An 18260-nucleotide genomic window follows, 5' to 3' on the forward strand; every position below is an offset into this window, starting at 1 on the left:
CTTACGTCCTTGTTTATCGGTGTCCGATGAGAAAGGGCGTTTTTTGCATGGACTTTTAAATTATTTAGTTGAATCGATACATGATAGAGTTTTGAAAGGAGACTATTATAGTTATATTCGATGCTTCTTGTAATTTGCAAGAGGGTACTAAATGATGAGAAGAGTGCCAAACAATAGTATTTAGGTAGTATGCAGAAAAATATCCATTGCTAAAGCCTAAATTTTTATGTTCTTTATTAATTTTTTCTTTTAGGTTATAATACCTAGGTACTAATATTAGGTATTATAACCCAAAAGAGGAGAACGGAAGTAAATGAAGAAGATTATAGCGGTACTATTATTTTTTATCCTCGTCATAAGTGGATGCGGTAAAGACGCTGCTAACAGCGTTAGTAAATCTACTGATGCAGAAAAAAGTGCTGAAGTTACAGCAGATGCTATGCCCGAATTTGAACTACTTGACACTAACGAACAAGTAGGTGGAATTACATTGTCTCAGGAAAGCTATCTTTATGATGGTTTTCAGGTTTTGGAAGATGGTGATTATACTTATTTCTTTGATACAGTTGATTTAAATGAGTTTACAGTGTCAGTAGAGAAAGATAATCAGTGGCTTGAACTGGAAAAAACTATAAGTATCGAAGACGAGAGGCTCACTTATAATTCCATTGTGGACCAGCAAGTGATGGCTTCCGACAATTCTTTATTGATAGAATTTGATTTAACTGGTGATCAAGGTGCTAAATCTCTGATATTTAATGTGAATTTTGATTCTAAAGGAAATATCGATGCTAAATTAATAAAAGATAATACGGTAACAGAAAACAGTGAAGTGTCTATCATCCGGGGTTCAAGTGGCAAAGTATTTATTTATGAAGAAGCGACAAATGGGGATAAAAAACCAGTTCTCAATATATATGATGATAAAGGTAAGGTCGTTTATCGAGCAAATAATAAGAATCAACGTGAGATTCATTCCTCTTCAGCTAATGACGCATACTTTTTAGATGAAGATAAAGGAACGCTGCAGGTTGATGATACTGTTTACGATCTTAATTCCGATGACTATGTAACAGATGAAAATGGTAATGAAATTCAATTTGACTCGTTTAGTTCTTATGCCACAAGTGTTGTTAAGCCAAACAGAGATTTCCTATACCAAGTGAGCACTGTAAGTTATTTACAACCTACATTAATATATTCTCAAGTAAAAAAGGATTTCATTATTGAAATGGCGTCCTATACACTACCGGAGGAAGCAGAAGACAGAGGTGATGCATTTATGGTAATGAATAAAGATAATATCCATGTTTACACGGTAATAGATAATGGTGAAGCTTCATCGCTTCAACTATATACATTTGAACGAATAGACAAAAACAAAGGTTAATGGTAATTACTATCCTCTCATTTTCTTATTGAGTGCGTAACGCTCCCCTTTTTTCGATTCAATCGGAAAAGGGGAGCTCTTTTTTATGGTTTAATTAGTTGATTACTCTTACTTGAGAGGTATAAAATAAGTTCATCATCAAAGAGAGGAGAATAAAGGGTCACTATGATTCATTATCACGACACATTTTTTTGTGATAACTAGAGCTGTACTTAAGGAGTTTTGTTATATGATTACTGCATTAATAGGAATTTTAATTGGCACAGGGTTGTCATTTCAAACTGCTGTGAACTCACAGTTAAGGAAATTCGTGATTTCCCCATATTTGGCTTCCATGATTTCTTTTGTCATCGGGGCTATATCATTGGCTGTGATAATTTTAATAACAGGTTCTCCGCTTGGAATAGGGTGGGGATTCATTACGCAGCAGCCGGTTTGGATTTGGCTTGGCGGTGTGCTTGGTGTCATTTTTTTGACTGTGAATATCTTGCTGTTCCCGAAGCTTGGAAGTGTTCAGACAGCTATCATGCCTATACTTGGGCAAATCATCATGGGAATGCTGATTGATAATTTTGGGTGGTTCCATTCGATGAAAGAATCATTTGATATATATCGTTTGATTGGAATAGTGTTGGTCCTTGTCGGTGTATTTTTTGCCATTGCTGTACAGGAATTCAAGTCTAGGATCGAAAAAACGCAAGAAATAAATCCGACTCTGTGGATTTGGCGTCTGGTCGGAATAGCTTCCGGCATGCTGATGTCCACACAAGTGGCGATAAACGGACAGCTTGGTATTGTGCTGCAGTCATCCATCCAAGCAGCTTTTGTTTCCTTTTTCATCGGTGCACTCACACTCATCATCGTTGTCGGGGTGAAAGATCGTTCTTATACTGCGATAAGAAATCCAATAAAACAAAAGGCATCTTGGTGGGTCTGGCTTGGTGGATTTTTAGGGGCGGCGTATGTGCTGATCAATATTTACTTGGTTAAACAAGTCGGTACTGGCCAAACGGTGGTACTGGTATTGTTCGGGCAGATTGCGGGCAGTTTGCTGATTCAGCGTTTCGGCTGGATGAATTCACTCAAAATGCGAATCGACTGGATTCAAATCGGTGGTTTGATGTTGATATTGGCGGGTGTCATTTTTATAAGGATATTTTAATACATAGTAAATTTTTTTGATGTAAAATTTTAGTAGGGAACCAAATGAGGATTTCATTGATTTGTCGATTGACCAATGAAACCCTCGATGCTTGAAATAGAGGTTTATAAAGCTTGTGCTTTCCGTCGCGGAAAAGTACAAGCTTTTTTACGTTAAATGGTTGTCAATAATATAATTATGTAAACAATGATAAAATCTATAGTCTGTACTTTAAAACAAAATTAAATAAAAGTAAATAAACACAAACAAAATAAAATGGTGTATAATCCAATCATAAAGCAATATGTAAGCGCTTTATGACACTTATTTTCGTTTGATTGCCAAGAAAGTACTGGAGGGGAAGAACAATGGCAGCAAAACAGGGGAGTATGAAGGCAACCATTACAGTCGCCATGTCCAACTACTTGGAAGCGGGTTCGATTGTGGCAGGTGCTGGGGGTTTGACATTGTGGATGCAGTATTTGAATCTTGATGATGCTAAGGTCGGGCTGCTTGGTGCATTAAGCGCCAATGGTTTTGGGTCGGCAGTCGGAGCGTTTCTTGGGGGTATTTTGGTAGACAAGTTCGGCAGGAAGTTCATCTATAAATATGATTTACTCGTTTATATGCTGGGGATTCTACTGATAACGTTCTCGTTCAATTTCCCAATGCTCTTAATCGGTTATGTGATAACGGGTATTGCGGTCGGTGCAGCAATTCCAGCAGCTTGGACTTACATTGCCGAAGAGGCGCCAAAGGGAGAAAGAGCTGCTCGTGTCGGCTGGGGACAGCTTGCATGGTCGATCGGACCGGCAATCACGCTATTTCTTTCTGTGTTGCTGGCTCCATTAGGTTTGCTCGGTAGCCGAATCATTTTTGCGCAGCTGTTCGTGGTTGCGCTCATAACTTGGATTTTGCAGCAGCAGATAAATGAATCGACGATTTGGCAAGAAGAGAAGGAGAAACAAAAGACGCAAAAAGTCATCGGCTCAAAAGATGTATCGTGGAAACAACTGTTTACGATAAAAGCAAATCTCAAAGCGATCATCTTGCTTGTGGGTATTTATGTGTTCTGGAATCTGGTGGCGGGCGTCATGGGTTATTTCATGCCTTACATCTATGAAACTGTAGGCGGGTTGTCATCTGCGCAGGCGAACTTACTGCAAGGTTTCTTATGGACGCTGACTGTAGTGGGTACGTATTTTGTCTTTATCAAACTTGGTGACCGGGTCAATCGTAAGCTCCTTTATGCTATAGGCGCTGCGATGGGAATTGCAGCTTGGCTTGTACTTACGTTTGGCGGTATGGGGATGTTGGAGCTGTTGACCTTTGTCATCCTTTGGGGGCTTGCGGCTGGTTTCGGTGCACAAGCTTTTTATGGACTGTGGTCCGGCGAACTCTTCCATACACGTTATCGGGCGAAGGCGCAAGGTTTCATCTTTGCTTTGGCACGGGTGGCCGTCGGATTGATTTCACTTGTTGTTCCGTTGATGATCACTACACTCGGGTTTCAGGCGGCTGGTATGATCATGATCGGATTCCTCCTTATTGCAGCGATTGTAGGTTTGATCATGGCTCCTGAAACGCGTGGAAAGTCATTGGAAGAGATACAAGAAGAGCGCTATGGCAGTGTACAGGAAAGCGCTCAGCAAGTCAGGAAATAACTAAAACAAAGAAAAACAAAAGAAAATAAAAATAAATACACACAATCTTCTTGGTGTGTTGTATAATGTGTTCATATGATGAAAGCGCTTCATAAAATATAGAGGGAGTGTTACTATTGGTACAGAATAAATGGAATGATCAAGATGCAAAACAATTCGAAGGTTTGGGGGAACTGGTATACCGATCCAACTTGATCGGGAGCGACCGTTCTGTATGTAACTGGGGCGGAGGCAATACCTCGATGAAAACGACGGTTGAAGATTTCCGCGGACGTCCAGTGGAAGTGATGTATGTCAAAGGCAGCGGATCTGACTTGGCAACGATGGGGGCGCATAATTTCACGGGGTTGCGGATGGAAGATATCCGTCCTTTGATGGAAAGAGAATCCATGACGGACGAGGATATGGTTGCTTATTTGAGCCAGTGCATGATTGATAGCAGTCATCCGCGTGCGTCGATCGAAACATTGCTGCATGCATTCCTTCCATTCAAACATGTCGATCATACGCATCCTGACAGTATCATCAGCCTTTGCTGTGCGGATAACGGTCAGGAAATCGCAAAAGAAATCTTCGGCGAGCGTTTCGTCTGGGTCCCTTATATCCGTCCAGGGTTCACGCTTTCCAAGATGATCGCCGAGGCTGTTGCTTCCAATCCGAAGGCAGAGCTTGTACTGATGGAGAAGCATGGTTTGGTTGTCTGGGGAGACACAGCGAAAGAGAGCTATGATAGAACGATTGCGGTGATCAGTGAAGCAGAAGCGTATATCAACGAAAAACAGGCAGACAAAAAGACATTTGGCGGGGAAAAAGTGTCGACTTTGGCGAAAGAAGAACGAGATAAGTTGATCACAAAAGTGATGCCTGCCATCAGGGGCGCAGTGAGCGGGGTGAAAAAAATGATCCTCAGCTTCGTTGATACAGATGATGTGCTGGAATTCGTGAACAGTGAACAAGCCCAGCAGCTGAGCCAGGTAGGTGCAGCTTGCCCGGATCATCTTGTACATACAAAGCGGACTCCTTTGTACATTGCATTCGATCCTTCTGCTGAAAATGCCGATGATTTGCTCCAAAAGATAGAATCAGGCATCCGAGATTTTGAAAAGGAATACAAAGCATACTTCAAACGCCACGCTTCAGAAGATGATGTGATGTTCGAGCCAGTTCCTAGAGTCGTGCTGATCCCTGGTGTGGGAATGGTGACTACAGGAAAGGACAAAAAAGCTGCTGATATCAGTGCGGCACTATATCATCGTGCCATCGCCGTCATGAAGGGAGCGACTGCCCTGGGCGACTTTGTATCATTGTCCGAGGCAGAATCATTCGCTGTGGAATATTGGCCGTTGGAGCTGTATAAGCTTTCCTTGGCTCCACCTGAAGCTCGATTCAGCCGCTCAGTTGTCCTTGTCACTGGCGGGGCAGGCGGTATCGGCAGTGCAACATTGCGTATTTTCCTTGAAGGCGGCGCGCATGCTGTCGTGACGGATATCAATATCGAAGGTGCCGAGAAAGTGGCACAGGAGCTTAACGATAAATACGGAGCTGGACGCGCAATCGCAGTCAAGATGGACGTAACCAGTGAATCGGGAATTGCCGAAGCATTTGAAACTGCAGTACGGCAGTATGGCGGCGTCGATCATATCGTCAATAACGCTGGACTGGCAACAAGCAGTCCTTTCGATGAAACGACATTGAAAGAATGGCAGCTTAATATGGACGTATTGGGAACTGGTTATTTCCTAGTGGCGCGTGAAGCTTTCCGCTTGATGAAGCAGCAAGGCATCGGCGGCAGCATGGTATTCGTCGGTTCGAAAAACTCTGTTTATGCCGGCAAGAATGCTGCAGCTTATAGTGCTGTAAAGGCGATGGAAATGCATTTGGCCAGATGTATTGCGGCAGAAGGCGGCAGCTACGGCATTCGTGTGAATGGAGTGCTTCCTGATGCTGTACTGCAAGGCTCCGCAATCTGGGGTTCCAAATGGCGTGAAGAACGTGCAGCTGCGTATAATATCTCTCCGGATGAATTGGAAGAGCATTATCGCAAACGTACGACACTAGGTGTGAATATCTATCCTAACGATATAGCAGAATCGATTGCTTTCTTTGCTTCGGATGCAGCAGCAAAGACAACTGGCTGTATGGTTACGGTTGATGGCGGCGTACCGGCTGCTTTCACTAGATAAGGGGGCTTGTCAGATGCATATTGCAGTCGATATTGGCGCATCAAGCGGCCGTCTGGTCACTGGTGAGCTGAAAGACGGAAAACTCGTCATCCAGGAGATTCACCGGTTTGCCAATGGCTATCAGAAACAAGGAGCTTACCAGAGCTGGGATATCGATCATCTGGAAGAGCAGATTTTAAAAGGACTGCAAAAAGCTAAGCGGCAGGGTATTACATCCTGCACGCTTGGCATTGATACATGGGCAGTGGACTATGTGTTGCTCGGGGAAAATGGTAAGCGGTTACGCGATGTGATTGCTTATCGGGATCCGCGGACGGATGAGGTGATGGAACAGCTGTGGAAAACCATTCCAAAGCATGAGATTTACCGTAAAACAGGCATCCAATTCCAACCTTTCAATACCATTTATCAGCTTATGACAGAAAGTGAAGAGCTGATCCGACAGACTGAGACAGTCCTGCTGGTCCCGGACTATCTTCATTACCGGCTGACTGGTAAAAAAGTGATGGAAGCAACCAATGCATCCACGATGCAGCTATTGGATCCGATCACACGTGATTTCGATGATGAACTGCTTGCGCTGACTGGTTTCCAAGCCCAGCAATTTGCCACACTGATCGATTCCGGAACAGTCATCGGCAAAATCAACAGTACATTGCAAGAACGATATGACTTGCCGGATTGTACTGTCATCGCAGTGGGATCCCATGACACTGCCTCTGCGATTGCTGGCGTTCCTGCAACGGGAGAAGATTGGGCTTACCTTAGCAGCGGCACTTGGTCACTGATTGGGACAGAACGCAGCGAACCTCTTTTGGATGCTGGCAGCTTGGATAAAAACTTTACGAACGAATGGGGTATCAACCAAACATATCGCTATTTGAAAAATATCATCGGCATGTGGATGATTCAGGAGATCAGAAGATTATATCCTGTGGATTATAATTTTGGGGAGATAGTGGAGGAAGCCAAACAAGCTAAGTTGAAGCAAGTGCCAACGGTCAACCTGAATGATGCAAGATTTTTGAAGCCCGATAATATGATTGAAGAGCTGCAGGATTATTGCCGGGAAACCGATCAATATGTGCCGAGGACCATCGGGGAGCTTGCTTTTACCGTATTTCATAACTTGGCTATCCTTTACAAGGAAGCTTTGGAAGAAGTCGAAGAGCTTACAGGAACCGCCATTCAAACATTGCATGTTGTCGGCGGCGGCTCCCAGAATCAAGTGCTCAATCAGCTGACGGCTGATTACAGCGGGTTGACGGTAGTTGCAGGACCTACAGAAGCAACAGCTCTCGGCAACTTGATCGTTCAGATGATTGCAGCGGGAGAATTGGATTCCTTGAAAACAGCCCGACAGCTTATCCGAACTTCCTTCCCCGTGCAAACCTTCGTTCCTGCTGTTCCTGATCCAGTGAATGACAAAAGGGGGGCAGTTCATGATTCGAAAAGCTAATGTGATGCATGTGTATCGTGATAAATTCGATGCATACAAAAAGCGCCATGATCAGTTGTGGCCTGAGATGGAGCGGGTGCTCAAGGAGCACGGTGTAAGCAACTATAGTATTTTCCTGCACGAACCTACCGCTACGCTGTTTGCTTACCTGGAAGTGGACTCGGAAGAATTGCACGCTGAAATCGCGAGTACAGATGAATGCAAACGATGGTGGGCATATATGCAGGATATCATGGAGACGAATCCAGACAATAGTCCCGTCAGTGAAGATTTGAAAGAAGTATTCCATTTAAACTAAGGGGGAAGACAAATGACAGTGATCAAAGCATATGAAATGGCCAAATCGGTATACGAAGCATTAGGAGTCGACGTTGAAGCAGCGATGGAAAAATTGAAAACGATACCAATCAGCATTCACTGCTGGCAAGGAGACGATATCGGCGGTTTTGAAGTCCAACAGAATGAACTTTCTGGCGGTATTGATGTTACTGGGAATTATCCAGGTAAAGCGACGACACCGGAAGAGCTGCGCTCCGACCTTGAAATGGCACTGAGCTTGATCCCGGGCAAGCATCGTATCAACTTGCACGCCATTTATGCAGAGACAGACGGGGAGCATGTCGAGCGTAACGAAATCAAACCGGAGCATTTCCGCAATTGGGTGGAATGGGCGAAGCAGCATGGTCTTGGATTGGACTTCAACCCGACGGTGTTTTCGCATGAAAAAGCAGCCGATGGTTTGACACTTGCTCATCCTGATGAGGAAATTCGTCAATTCTGGATCGAGCATTGCATCGCTTCAAGGAAAGTCGCGGAATATTTCGGTAAAGAACTCGGCACAGCTAGCTTGACAAACCTTTGGGTACCGGATGGCTTCAAGGATGTACCAAGTGATCGTCTGACTCCTAGGGAACGTCTGAAGCGTTCACTCGACCAAATTTTTGCTGTCGAAATCGATGAAAAATACAATATCGATGCAGTGGAAAGCAAGTTGTTCGGTATCGGCTCGGAATCATATGTAGTCGGATCCCACGAATTTTACATGGGCTATAGTCTGACACGCGGCAAACACTTGCTGATGGATACCGGACATTATCATCCGACAGAAATGGTTTCCAACAAGATCAGCGGCCTGCTTCCATTCACGGATAAAATCGCCTTGCATGTCTCCCGTCCAGTTCGCTGGGACAGTGACCATGTAGTGACATTCGATGATGAATTGAAGGAAATCGCACTTGAGCTTGTACGTAACGATGTATTGGATAACGTGCGCATCGGGCTTGATTTCTTCGATGCCAGCATCAACCGTGTTGCTGCTTGGGTGATCGGTACCCGCAATATGCAAAAAGCACTGCTTTATGCACTGCTTACACCTCATAAAGAATTGAAGGATTACCAAGAAAAAGGACAATACACCGAAAGACTCATGCTGATGGAAGAGCTGAAAAGCTATCCATTCGGTGCCATCTGGGATTACTTCTGTCAGGAAATGCAAGTACCGCGCGGGACTTCTTGGCTTCAGCACGTCCAGGAGTATGAAAGAAATGAAATGGCACACCGGTAACACGTCTGATTATGCTACACTATAATCAAAACGTGGTAAAGGCAGGAAAAAGCATGTTAGTTGCAGAAAGACAAAGGAAGATCGTCGAGCTGGTCAATGAGCGGGCGAGTGTCCGGGTAACCGAGCTGAGCTCCATCTTTCATGTGACCGAGGAGACGATACGGCGTGACCTGGAGAAGCTGGAGAAAGAACAGCTGCTGCACCGCAGTCATGGCGGTGCTGTCAAGATCGAAGAAGGAGCAACGGAGATTGCGCATGAAGCACGCGAAGTGATGCGCATGCAGGAAAAGCAGGCCATTGCCAAAGCGGCGGTGTCCGATATTCATCCAGGAGAGCGAATAATCCTTGATGCCAGTACGACCGCATGGTACATGGCTAAAGAATTGCCGAACATGCCGCTCACGATCATCACCAACAGCATCAAAGTGGCACTGGCATGCAGTAACAAGGATCAAATCCGCGTCATTTCGCTGGGCGGCGAGCTGCTGTCCAAATCATTATCCTTCGTCGGACCGCTGACAGAAAGATCATTGACGACTTATTACGTGGATAAAACCTTCCTCTCCTGTAAAAGTGTGCATCTTGAGCATGGTTTGAGCGACTCAAATGAACAGCAAGCCATCCTGAAGAAGCAAATGATCGAGATAGCCAGCCAAACGATCCTGCTTGCTGATTCCAGTAAATTCGGTAAACGCGCTTTTGCTACAATCACTGGACTGGAGCAAGTTTCGAAAGTCTACACCGATGCTGGAATAGATAAGGACACAAGAAACTATCTTGAAAAACAGAACATGGAGTTCCGAGCAGTGAACTGATCAACCGACCCCGCAGGCTAAAACTTGCGGGGTTACTAAGGATGATGTCATGTATAAAAGAATGATAGTCCTGCTTATCTTGTTGATTTTTGTAAGCGCTTGCAATAAGAGGGAGATCCTTTATGTGCAAGAGACTCCTGCCTCTGATCCCAATTCGGGACAAAAGGAGAAAATTGACATTGCAGTCATACCCAAAGTGATGGACATCCCTTATTTCCAATCGGTCCGTGAAGGAGTCGAAGAAGCTGCTGAGTCTTCTGGTGCCACCATTCATTTCAAAGGGCCTGCTACCGCAAATTCAAAGCAACAAGAAGAAATCATTGATACATTCATCAAACAAGGAGTCGATGTCCTGGCAGTGAGCGTAATCGATCCCGACCGTCTGACACCAGTCCTGGCCGAAGCCCGGCGACAGGGGATAACGGTACTGACATGGGATGCGGATTCACATCCGGAGGGCAGGGATTATTTCATCAATATGGTCGATGCGGAAATGTTGGCAGAGCACTTGCTTGATAGTTTAGCTGCACAAATTGGAGAAGCAGGGGAGTATGTCATACATTCAGGGTCTAGATCCTCGCTCAATCAGGAAGAATGGCGCAAATGGATCGAGCATCACAACCGGGTTCATTATCCGAATCTGATACTTCGTGAAGTCGCTTACACAAATGACGATCCTGTCAAGGCATATCAGGAGGCGAAACATGCAGTGCAAGCTTATCCAGAATTGAAAGGGATCATCGGCATTGCCTCCCTCGGACCTCCGGCAGCGGCTACTGTCCTGAAGGAAGAAAACATGACCAGAGATATCAGTATTGTCGGTTTGGCCTCGCCACGGGACATGAACACTTATTTGAAAGAAGGCGATGTGTCCAGCATCACATTGTGGAGTCCGAAAAAGCTCGGATACCTGACTGTTATGATCGCTGAACTGTTGCATGAAGAAACAAGAATCGAAGATGGGATGCATATAGATGGTGTTGGCCGTATTCAAGTGAAGAAAGAGCAGATCATCATGGGAGAACCGATAGAATTTACAGCCGAAAACGTGGATCAATATGATTTTTAAACAAAGAATCCGCAATCTCTCCTTGATGCAAAAATTACTGCTATCTTATACAACGCTTACCATCATTCCTGTTGCACTTCTCGGATATTTCATCTATACAGCCTATACCAAGGCGGCTGAAGAGCAAATCGGGACCTTTGTTCCGCAGATGCTGGAGCAGGCAAGCCAGCAGATCGACCGGAATATACAAGATGTAACAAATATGCCCGAAAGACTGTACCAATCACAGGAAATGACGGAAATACTGCGGAATGCTGGTTTTCAGTCACATGCTGAATCCATGCAGCAGCAATACAAAGTGGAACGTTATATATCTGCTAATTTTCTTCATAGCAGTTCATCAGATTTGCTTGGTGTGTTCATCTTCTCAAAAAATAGAGTTTTTGCAGCTGCAACAAAGGATTACAGCGGTTTCTCCCAAAAAGAAGCAGCTGTTTACGGTCAAAGTTTAGAACTGGACAAAGGCAGCATCATCCTTCTTCCGGAAGATACGAATCTCATGTTTGAGAATGAGCCGAATTTTCTGCTGATTGGCGTGCCATTGCAAGATCGCGACAACCAAACATATTTAGGGACCATGTTTTTTGCACTGGATACAGCATTCATCGACCGGATAACAGGAACGTTCAAAGAACATACCGATGCTCGGATACTGCTAGTGGAAAAGCTATCCGGTACGATTGCCTTCGACTCCATGAAAAAGAAGGAGCAAGCCATTCCGCTGGGATCCTATCCGATTGAGAACGGCAGCTTCCTGCAGGATGAGAAATTGGTCGGCATCACCCCCGCTGTACAGCAGGAGTATAGTTTGATATATGAAATACCTACTGGAAAACTATTTGCCAAACAGCTGCAGACCCGGACCATTTCGATCGTCTTATTCCTGCTATTCATCTTGTTCAGTCTCTGTTTGTACACATTTGTTGCCTACAATGTCTCCCAGCCTATCAAACGGCTGATGGTAAATATGCGCAGTGTCCAAAATGCTCATTTCCAGAATACATTGCCTCTGCCCGTGACAAAGCAAGACGAAGTCGGAAGGCTGACAGAAAGTTATAACGACATGATCATGGAGATCCGAGATCTGATCGAGAAGAATTATATGATTAAACTCAAGCAGCAGGAAGCTGAGCTGTATGCCTTGCAGACACAGATCAATCCGCATTTCATTTTCAACACATTGGAAACGATCAATTATGCGGTAGAAGCGGGTGAACAGGATGAAGTCATCCAAATCATCACAAAGCTTGGCAGGATGTTGCGGTATTCCCTGGATAATGGCGTCAAATCCGTACCACTGGAGGAGGAGCTCGGTCATGTCGAGAATTTTTTAGCTATCCAGCAATTCCGTTTTGATGACCGGCTTACTTGGAAGACAGATTATCCGAAAACATCCGCTGCGCTGGAGGTGCCGAAGTTCATCCTTCAGCCGCTAGTTGAAAACAGCATCAAATACGGGCTGGAAACAGAGGTCAGCATTCATATCGATATAAAAATACAGCAAACATCCAAGCTCCTAGTCATGACGGTAAAAGATGACGGGCCGGGGTTTGATCCGAAGATAAAACAAATGCTGGAGAAAGAGCTGTCCATGGAACCCGGCATAGCGTCTAAATCTGCCCACTATGGGTTAAGCAATGTAGCCAATCGAATCAAAATGCTTTATGGACCTGATTATGGAGTTGCTTTGGAAAACGATCAAGGTGCAGTGGTAAGAATCTACTTGCCTTATCCTCAAGTTTCTGAAACGGGGGAATCTTGATGAAAAACTTCCGGATAATCATCGTGGAAGATGAATATCGGATTCGGACAGGCTTGGAGCGTTTCGTATCCAATCTGCAGCATTGTGAAGTGATCGGTACATATGCAAACGGACAAGAAGTACTCGATCATTGGAATGCAGACAAGCCAGCGGACTTGGTGCTTACAGACATAAAGATGCCGATCATGGACGGCATGACGCTGATTCATGTACTGAAAGAAGCAGGCTATGCCGGCGATTTCCTTGTCTTAAGCGGATTTGATGATTTTCATTACGTGCAGCAAGCTTTGCGGAACAAGGTGGCTGACTATTTTTTGAAACCTGTCGATAGGGAGCAGCTGAAGGAGCGGCTGCTGCAGCTTTTTGAAAAGCATCTGGAAAGAGAGCAGAAGCAGAAAGCGAAAAGTCAAAAACGAGAACAGCTGCAGCTGCTCCGGTCGTTATCCGGTGAAAGCAGTTTGGCTGACACACAATGGACAGAGCTGTTCCCGCAAGGAAGTTACTATACTTGCCGATTGCAGCTGGTTGATTTTCATCAGCAAAAAGCGAAGAGGGACCCTGTCCGTTTTCATCAAGAACTCAGTACAGTCGTCATGCTGCTGGAAGATGAACTATCCAAGCGGTGGTCAGAATCCGGCTCCTGGTGGTGGTGGGATCAAGAACAAAGCTTTGGACTGCTTGTATATACACATGACGAATCAAAGAAAGATATCGATCACCTTGCCAAGGCATTGTCTCACCGAAGCATTTTCGAACTGGCAGCTTCACCAGGACAGCTTGTGCAGGAATTGGTAATGCTGCCAGCTGTTTTGGAATCGGAGCAGATGGAAATGAAGCTAATGCCGGAAAAGCAGTATGGCGAATCCATCGGCGCCTGCAATCAAGTAACATTACAGAAACTGCGCCTGGCTTTTAAGCAGTTTTCCTTTGACGAAATGGATGCCATTTTATATAGCCTGGAGAAAGAGATGTCCGCTGAGCGGCAGCAAGTCATATTGACACTTTATCAGTCTGCTGGTATTGAGATGCTGCATGATGCCAGTAAACGCTTGCCAGTTGCACATATCAATTCCATGCTGCAAAAATTGAGCGGGAATCTAAGCGGATCATTGACAGTGCCAGAGCTGGTACAAGCATTTGAAAATTGGACCAAGGAATTGGCGAGCATCTGCATCCGGCTGTATAGGCACAGAGAGAATACAGCTATCGAGCAGGCAAAGGGATTCATATATCATCACCTGAAAGATGCATTGACGATTGAACAAGTTGCTGCATATGTGTACATGAACCCAACTTATTTTTGTGCTTACTTTAAAAAACATACTGGCGAGACGGTGCTGCAATATGTCACCAAGCAGCGTCTTGATTTAGCTAAACACTTATTGGAAGACAGTGATGATAAAGTGATAGCGATCGCTGATGCTGTCGGTTATCAAGATCATAAGTATTTCAGTAGATTATTCAAAAAGCATACGGGATTGTCTCCCTCTGAATACAGACGGAACTCCCGGTAAGAGGAACAGAAGAATAACCTCCCATTCAGAAAGACGTCCCCTTTTCGAAGCGGGACTTTTTTCATATCCTATATGTAAGCGCATTCATTGAGAGGAGGGGGAAGGATGACGGCACAATACGTACTTGAAATGAAAGGAATATCCAAAGCCTTTCCTGGTGTAAAGACTCTGAACGATATGCAATTCCAGCTGAAAAAAGGGGAAATCCATGCTCTGATGGGAGAGAATGGGGCTGGGAAATCCACTTTCATCAAAATCATCACCGGTGTACATCAGCCAACGGAAGGTGACATGTATCTTTCAGGGGAGAAAGTGGCGTTTCAAAATCCGAAACAAGCGCAGCAGCAAGGAATCGCCGCCATTTATCAGCATGTCACCAGCTATCCGGATTTATCTGTCACGGAAAATATTTTCATGAATCATGAAATAAGTCACCCAATCTGGAAGACGCTGAATTGGCGTGAGATGCATAAACAAGCAAAGCAGCTGCTACGGGATTTGGGCAGCAGTTTGGATCCCAAAGCCCAAATGAACACATTGAGCGTGGCGCAGCAGCAAATCGTAGAGATTGCCAAAGCGATCAGCACAAAAGCAAAAATCATCATCATGGACGAACCGACCGCGGCACTCACTGCGAGAGAAAGTGAAGAGCTGTACCGTATCACCGAAAAGTTGCGGGATGAAGGTACATCGATCATTTTCATTTCCCATCGATTTGAGGATATGTACCGTCTGGCCAGTCGTGTGACCGTGCTGCGTGACAGCAATTATATCGGGACTTGGGAAGTAGATGAGATTTCCAATGAGAAATTGATTGTGGCCATGGTTGGCAGGGAAATCAATCAGATTTTCCCAGATAAAAAAACAGTTCCGAAAGAAACAGTGCTTGAAGTGAAAAATTTGACGAAGCTTGGTGCTTTTGATGATATCAGCTTTTCGATAAAGCGCGGGGAAATCCTCGGTATGACAGGACTGGTAGGTGCAGGGCGCACAGAGGTATGCCAAGCGATCTTCGGCATCACATCATTTGATAAAGGGGAAATCGTGCTGAATGGGGAGGCTGTCCGAAATAGAAATCCGCAGCAGGCAATGAATAACGGCATCGGCTACTTGGCAGAGGATCGCCTGGATCAAGGCTTGCTGGTGGACTGGAGTATCGAGAAGAATATTACGCTCGCCAATTTAGCTGAGTTATCGACCGCTACATGGCTGCATCGCAATAAAGAGAAACAGCAGGCCAAAGAATTCGGGGAGAAAGTTCAGATCAAAGCGACGGGCATTTTTGATCCAGTCAGTTCGCTCTCCGGCGGTAATCAGCAGAAAGTGGCGGTTGCCAAGTTGCTGACGAAAGATTTGAAGGTGATTTTACTGGATGAACCGACAAAAGGTGTCGACATTGGAGCCAAGGCCGCCATTTATGAAATCATCCAGCAGCTTGCCGATGCCGGTTATGCCGTTCTGTTTGTATCCTCTGAAATGCCCGAGATCCTCGGTATGAGTGATCGCATCATCGTGATGAAAGATGGCCGGATTGCAGCTGACTTTGTAAATAAAGGCATCACGCAGGAGATGATCTTGGAAGCTGCGATGGGTGAGGAACAAGTACAGGAAAAAAGCGGTTGAAGAAGGAGGGGACAACATGGAAGTAAAGGCGGAAACGGAAAAGAAAAATCCACTGGCACTTTTCTATCAATTCAGGGAACTAGGATTGTTTATCTTCATCATTCTGTTATGTATTGCTGTCCAATTGCGCAATTCCTCCTTTTTGACTGGGGAGAACATCCTTGATATGGCTACCAATACATCGATTCTAGTGATCCTCTCCTTAGGGATGATGATCGTCTTGATCACGCGGGGGATCGATTTATCAATCGGTGCAGTCATAGCGCTTTCCGGCATGCTGACTGCGCAGCTGGTAGCGTCCAACCCGACAGTCAATCCGTTTTTATGTTTACTCATCGGTATTGCGATCGGGGCTTTTTGCGGGATGATCATAGGTGTGCTCATTGCCAAAGTCGGCTTGCTCCCTATCATCGCCACACTTGCATTGATGAATATTTTCCGTGGTCTCACCTTTTTGGTCAGTGATGGCGAGTGGGTCAGCTCTTATCAAATGTCGGAAGGATTCGTCAGGATTGCAACAGGCACTTTCCTGGGACTGAATCACTTGATCTGGATTGCTGTGATTTTCTGTCTCGCATTCTTCTATTTTCTCAATTACACAAAAACGGGCCGTCAAATATATGCAGTCGGCAGCAATCCACAATCCGCAGCAGTGAGCGGCATCAAGCAAGGACGTATCTTACTGCTTGTGTATACCATCATGGGTGGCTTATCTGGATTGTGCGGCGTCCTTTGGGTGTCCAAATTCGCTTCTGCACAAGGAGATACAGCTTCAGGCTATGAATTGACGGTCATCGCCGCCTGTATTTTGGGAGGTGTCAGCATCGCGGGAGGGTCGGGGAAACTTGCTGGTGTCCTGCTCGGGGCTGTCCTGCTTGGTATCTTGAATAATGCCCTGCCGCTTTTGAATGTATCCCCATTCTGGCAAAACGGCATCCAAGGCTTCATCATCTTGCTTGCTGTTGTCGTCAATGCGATTGTGAAACGGCGCGTCGACCGGAATCAGATACTTGGGAGGGCTGGCTGATGGAACAGAAAAAGCAAACCTATCAACCTAGAACGCTTGAAACCAATTTGCCGTTCTCCTGGAAACGTCTTTTCTTCCAATGGGAATGGATGCTGTTGATCATTTTGGTAGCTGTGTTATTTCTCGGAAGCTATGTATCCCCCTATTTCCTGAATTATCCCAGTTTGCGGGACGGGACGATGGTCTTTCTAGATAAAGCGTTGATCGTCTTTCCGATGGCGATGATCATGATCATGCGGGATATCGATATATCTGTCGGGTCGACGGTCGCCTTATCATCCGTTGTCATGGCCACACTCTACACAAGTGCCGGGCTGCCGATGGAAGTGGCCATCATCGCTTGTCTTGCAACAGGTGCTATTTGTGGATTGATCAATGGTCTTTTGATCGTCAAATTCAAGGAACTTTCCGCTGTCATTGTCACGCTCGGAACGATGATCCTATACCGAGGCATTGCTTATATCATATTGGAAGATCAAGCAGCAGGCGGATTCCCGGAATGGTTCGGTTTCTTTGGCTGGGGTTATGTTTTCGGTATTCCGTTTCTGCTGATTGTCTTTGCAGTGCTTGCGGTCATATTCGGTCTAGTTTTGCACAAAACGACCTTGGGCCGAAAAGTCTTTGCCATCGGAAACAATCCGACAGCAAGTCGATTTTCCGGTATCAAAGTGGATAAGATCAAAGTCATCGTTTTCATGCTGGCGGGCTTGCTGGCCGCCGTGACGGCGATTTTCCTCACATCCCGGATGGGCAGCACGCGGCCTAATATAGCTACGATGTATGAACTGGACATCATCGCCATGGCAGCACTTGGCGGAGTGAGCACAGCTGGCGGAAAGGGTCGTGTGCTCGGTGTCGTCATCGCCGTTTTCATCATCGGCTACTTGCAATATGGTCTAGGGCTGATCAATTTGCCGAGTCAAATGTTTTTGATCATCATCGGCACTTTGCTCATCCTGTCCGTTGCCATTCCGAAGCTTGGCACAATGCTGAAGAAAAAGTGAGTATTCCAGCACTAGCTGATACTAATAGATAAAAAAGGGGAGACC

14 protein-coding genes are annotated in these 18260 nt (G+C 45.3%); all 14 read left to right on the forward strand.

The annotated features are described in order from the left end of the window. Positions 1 to 313 precede the first annotated feature (313 nt). On the forward strand, positions 314 to 1390 hold the full coding sequence (locus SFC66_RS07915) for a hypothetical protein (protein ID WP_411218157.1): 1077 nt from the start codon (positions 314 to 316) through the stop codon (positions 1388 to 1390). Positions 1391 to 1619: 229 nt separating this feature from the next. After that, positions 1620 to 2552: a DMT family transporter gene (locus tag SFC66_RS07920; RefSeq protein WP_411218158.1), complete on the forward strand. Its 933-nt coding sequence runs from the start codon at positions 1620 to 1622 to the stop codon at positions 2550 to 2552. A gap of 347 nt (positions 2553 to 2899) precedes the next feature. Further along, the gene (locus SFC66_RS07925; protein ID WP_411218159.1) at positions 2900 to 4195 is read left to right on the forward strand and encodes an MFS transporter; all 1296 of its coding nucleotides are present in this window, start codon (positions 2900 to 2902) and stop codon (positions 4193 to 4195) included. Positions 4196 to 4311: 116 nt separating this feature from the next. Next, a complete protein-coding gene (locus tag SFC66_RS07930) occupies positions 4312 to 6378 on the forward strand; it encodes a bifunctional aldolase/short-chain dehydrogenase (RefSeq protein WP_411218160.1) in 2067 nt (688 codons plus the stop codon). Between the two features lie 13 nt (positions 6379 to 6391). After that, on the forward strand, positions 6392 to 7837 hold the full coding sequence (rhaB, locus tag SFC66_RS07935) for a rhamnulokinase (protein ID WP_411218161.1): 1446 nt from the start codon (positions 6392 to 6394) through the stop codon (positions 7835 to 7837). After that, positions 7821 to 8135, forward strand: a complete 315-nt coding sequence (rhaM, locus tag SFC66_RS07940) for an L-rhamnose mutarotase (RefSeq protein WP_411218162.1) — start codon at positions 7821 to 7823, stop codon at positions 8133 to 8135. Before rhaB ends, rhaM begins: the two co-directional genes overlap by 17 nt. Before the next feature lie 12 nt (positions 8136 to 8147). After that, a complete protein-coding gene (rhaA, locus tag SFC66_RS07945) occupies positions 8148 to 9401 on the forward strand; it encodes an L-rhamnose isomerase (protein WP_411218163.1) in 1254 nt (417 codons plus the stop codon). Positions 9402 to 9454: 53 nt separating this feature from the next. Continuing rightward, complete coding sequence (locus SFC66_RS07950; RefSeq protein WP_411218164.1) at positions 9455 to 10216, forward strand: DeoR/GlpR family DNA-binding transcription regulator; 762 nt, start codon at positions 9455 to 9457, stop codon at positions 10214 to 10216. A 124-nt stretch (positions 10217 to 10340) separates the two neighbouring features. Further along, a complete protein-coding gene (locus tag SFC66_RS07955; protein ID WP_411218165.1) occupies positions 10341 to 11285 on the forward strand; it encodes an autoinducer 2 ABC transporter substrate-binding protein in 945 nt (314 codons plus the stop codon). Further along, positions 11275 to 13047, forward strand: a complete 1773-nt coding sequence (locus SFC66_RS07960; protein WP_411218166.1) for a cache domain-containing sensor histidine kinase — start codon at positions 11275 to 11277, stop codon at positions 13045 to 13047. Before SFC66_RS07955 ends, SFC66_RS07960 begins: the two co-directional genes overlap by 11 nt. Then, positions 13047 to 14561 carry a response regulator transcription factor gene (locus SFC66_RS07965; RefSeq protein ID WP_411218167.1) on the forward strand — a complete coding sequence of 505 codons (1515 nt, stop codon included), beginning with the start codon at positions 13047 to 13049 and terminating at the stop codon, positions 14559 to 14561. The genes SFC66_RS07960 and SFC66_RS07965 overlap by 1 nt, the downstream gene beginning before the upstream one ends. A 105-nt stretch (positions 14562 to 14666) precedes the next feature. Then, the gene (locus SFC66_RS07970) at positions 14667 to 16184 is read left to right on the forward strand and encodes a sugar ABC transporter ATP-binding protein (protein ID WP_411218168.1); all 1518 of its coding nucleotides are present in this window, start codon (positions 14667 to 14669) and stop codon (positions 16182 to 16184) included. 16 nt (positions 16185 to 16200) lie between these two features. Further along, entirely contained in the window at positions 16201 to 17211 is a 1011-nt protein-coding gene (locus tag SFC66_RS07975; RefSeq protein ID WP_411218169.1) for an ABC transporter permease, read from the forward strand. Next, a complete protein-coding gene (locus SFC66_RS07980; RefSeq protein WP_411218170.1) occupies positions 17211 to 18215 on the forward strand; it encodes an ABC transporter permease in 1005 nt (334 codons plus the stop codon). The genes SFC66_RS07975 and SFC66_RS07980 overlap by 1 nt, the downstream gene beginning before the upstream one ends. Positions 18216 to 18260 lie beyond the last annotated feature (45 nt).

The sequence above is a fragment of the Terribacillus saccharophilus genome (assembly GCF_046592895.1).
Taxonomy (GTDB): domain Bacteria; phylum Bacillota; class Bacilli; order Bacillales; family Amphibacillaceae; genus Terribacillus; species Terribacillus saccharophilus_D.

What these genes read in the sequence shown, in the direction of transcription:
- SFC66_RS07915 (WP_411218157.1), top strand. Translation starts at nt 314, where the DNA reads ATGAAGAAGATTATAGCGGTACTATTATTTTTTATCCTCGTCATAAGT.
- SFC66_RS07920 (WP_411218158.1), top strand. Translation starts at nt 1,620, where the DNA reads ATGATTACTGCATTAATAGGAATTTTAATTGGCACAGGGTTGTCATTT.
- SFC66_RS07925 (WP_411218159.1), top strand. Translation starts at nt 2,900, where the DNA reads ATGGCAGCAAAACAGGGGAGTATGAAGGCAACCATTACAGTCGCCATG.
- rhaB (WP_411218161.1), top strand. Translation starts at nt 6,392, where the DNA reads ATGCATATTGCAGTCGATATTGGCGCATCAAGCGGCCGTCTGGTCACT.
- rhaM (WP_411218162.1), top strand. Translation starts at nt 7,821, where the DNA reads ATGATTCGAAAAGCTAATGTGATGCATGTGTATCGTGATAAATTCGAT.
- rhaA (WP_411218163.1), top strand. Translation starts at nt 8,148, where the DNA reads ATGACAGTGATCAAAGCATATGAAATGGCCAAATCGGTATACGAAGCA.
- SFC66_RS07950 (WP_411218164.1), top strand. Translation starts at nt 9,455, where the DNA reads ATGTTAGTTGCAGAAAGACAAAGGAAGATCGTCGAGCTGGTCAATGAG.
- SFC66_RS07960 (WP_411218166.1), top strand. Translation starts at nt 11,275, where the DNA reads ATGATTTTTAAACAAAGAATCCGCAATCTCTCCTTGATGCAAAAATTA.
- SFC66_RS07965 (WP_411218167.1), top strand. Translation starts at nt 13,047, where the DNA reads ATGAAAAACTTCCGGATAATCATCGTGGAAGATGAATATCGGATTCGG.
- SFC66_RS07970 (WP_411218168.1), top strand. Translation starts at nt 14,667, where the DNA reads ATGACGGCACAATACGTACTTGAAATGAAAGGAATATCCAAAGCCTTT.
- SFC66_RS07975 (WP_411218169.1), top strand. Translation starts at nt 16,201, where the DNA reads ATGGAAGTAAAGGCGGAAACGGAAAAGAAAAATCCACTGGCACTTTTC.
- SFC66_RS07980 (WP_411218170.1), top strand. Translation starts at nt 17,211, where the DNA reads ATGGAACAGAAAAAGCAAACCTATCAACCTAGAACGCTTGAAACCAAT.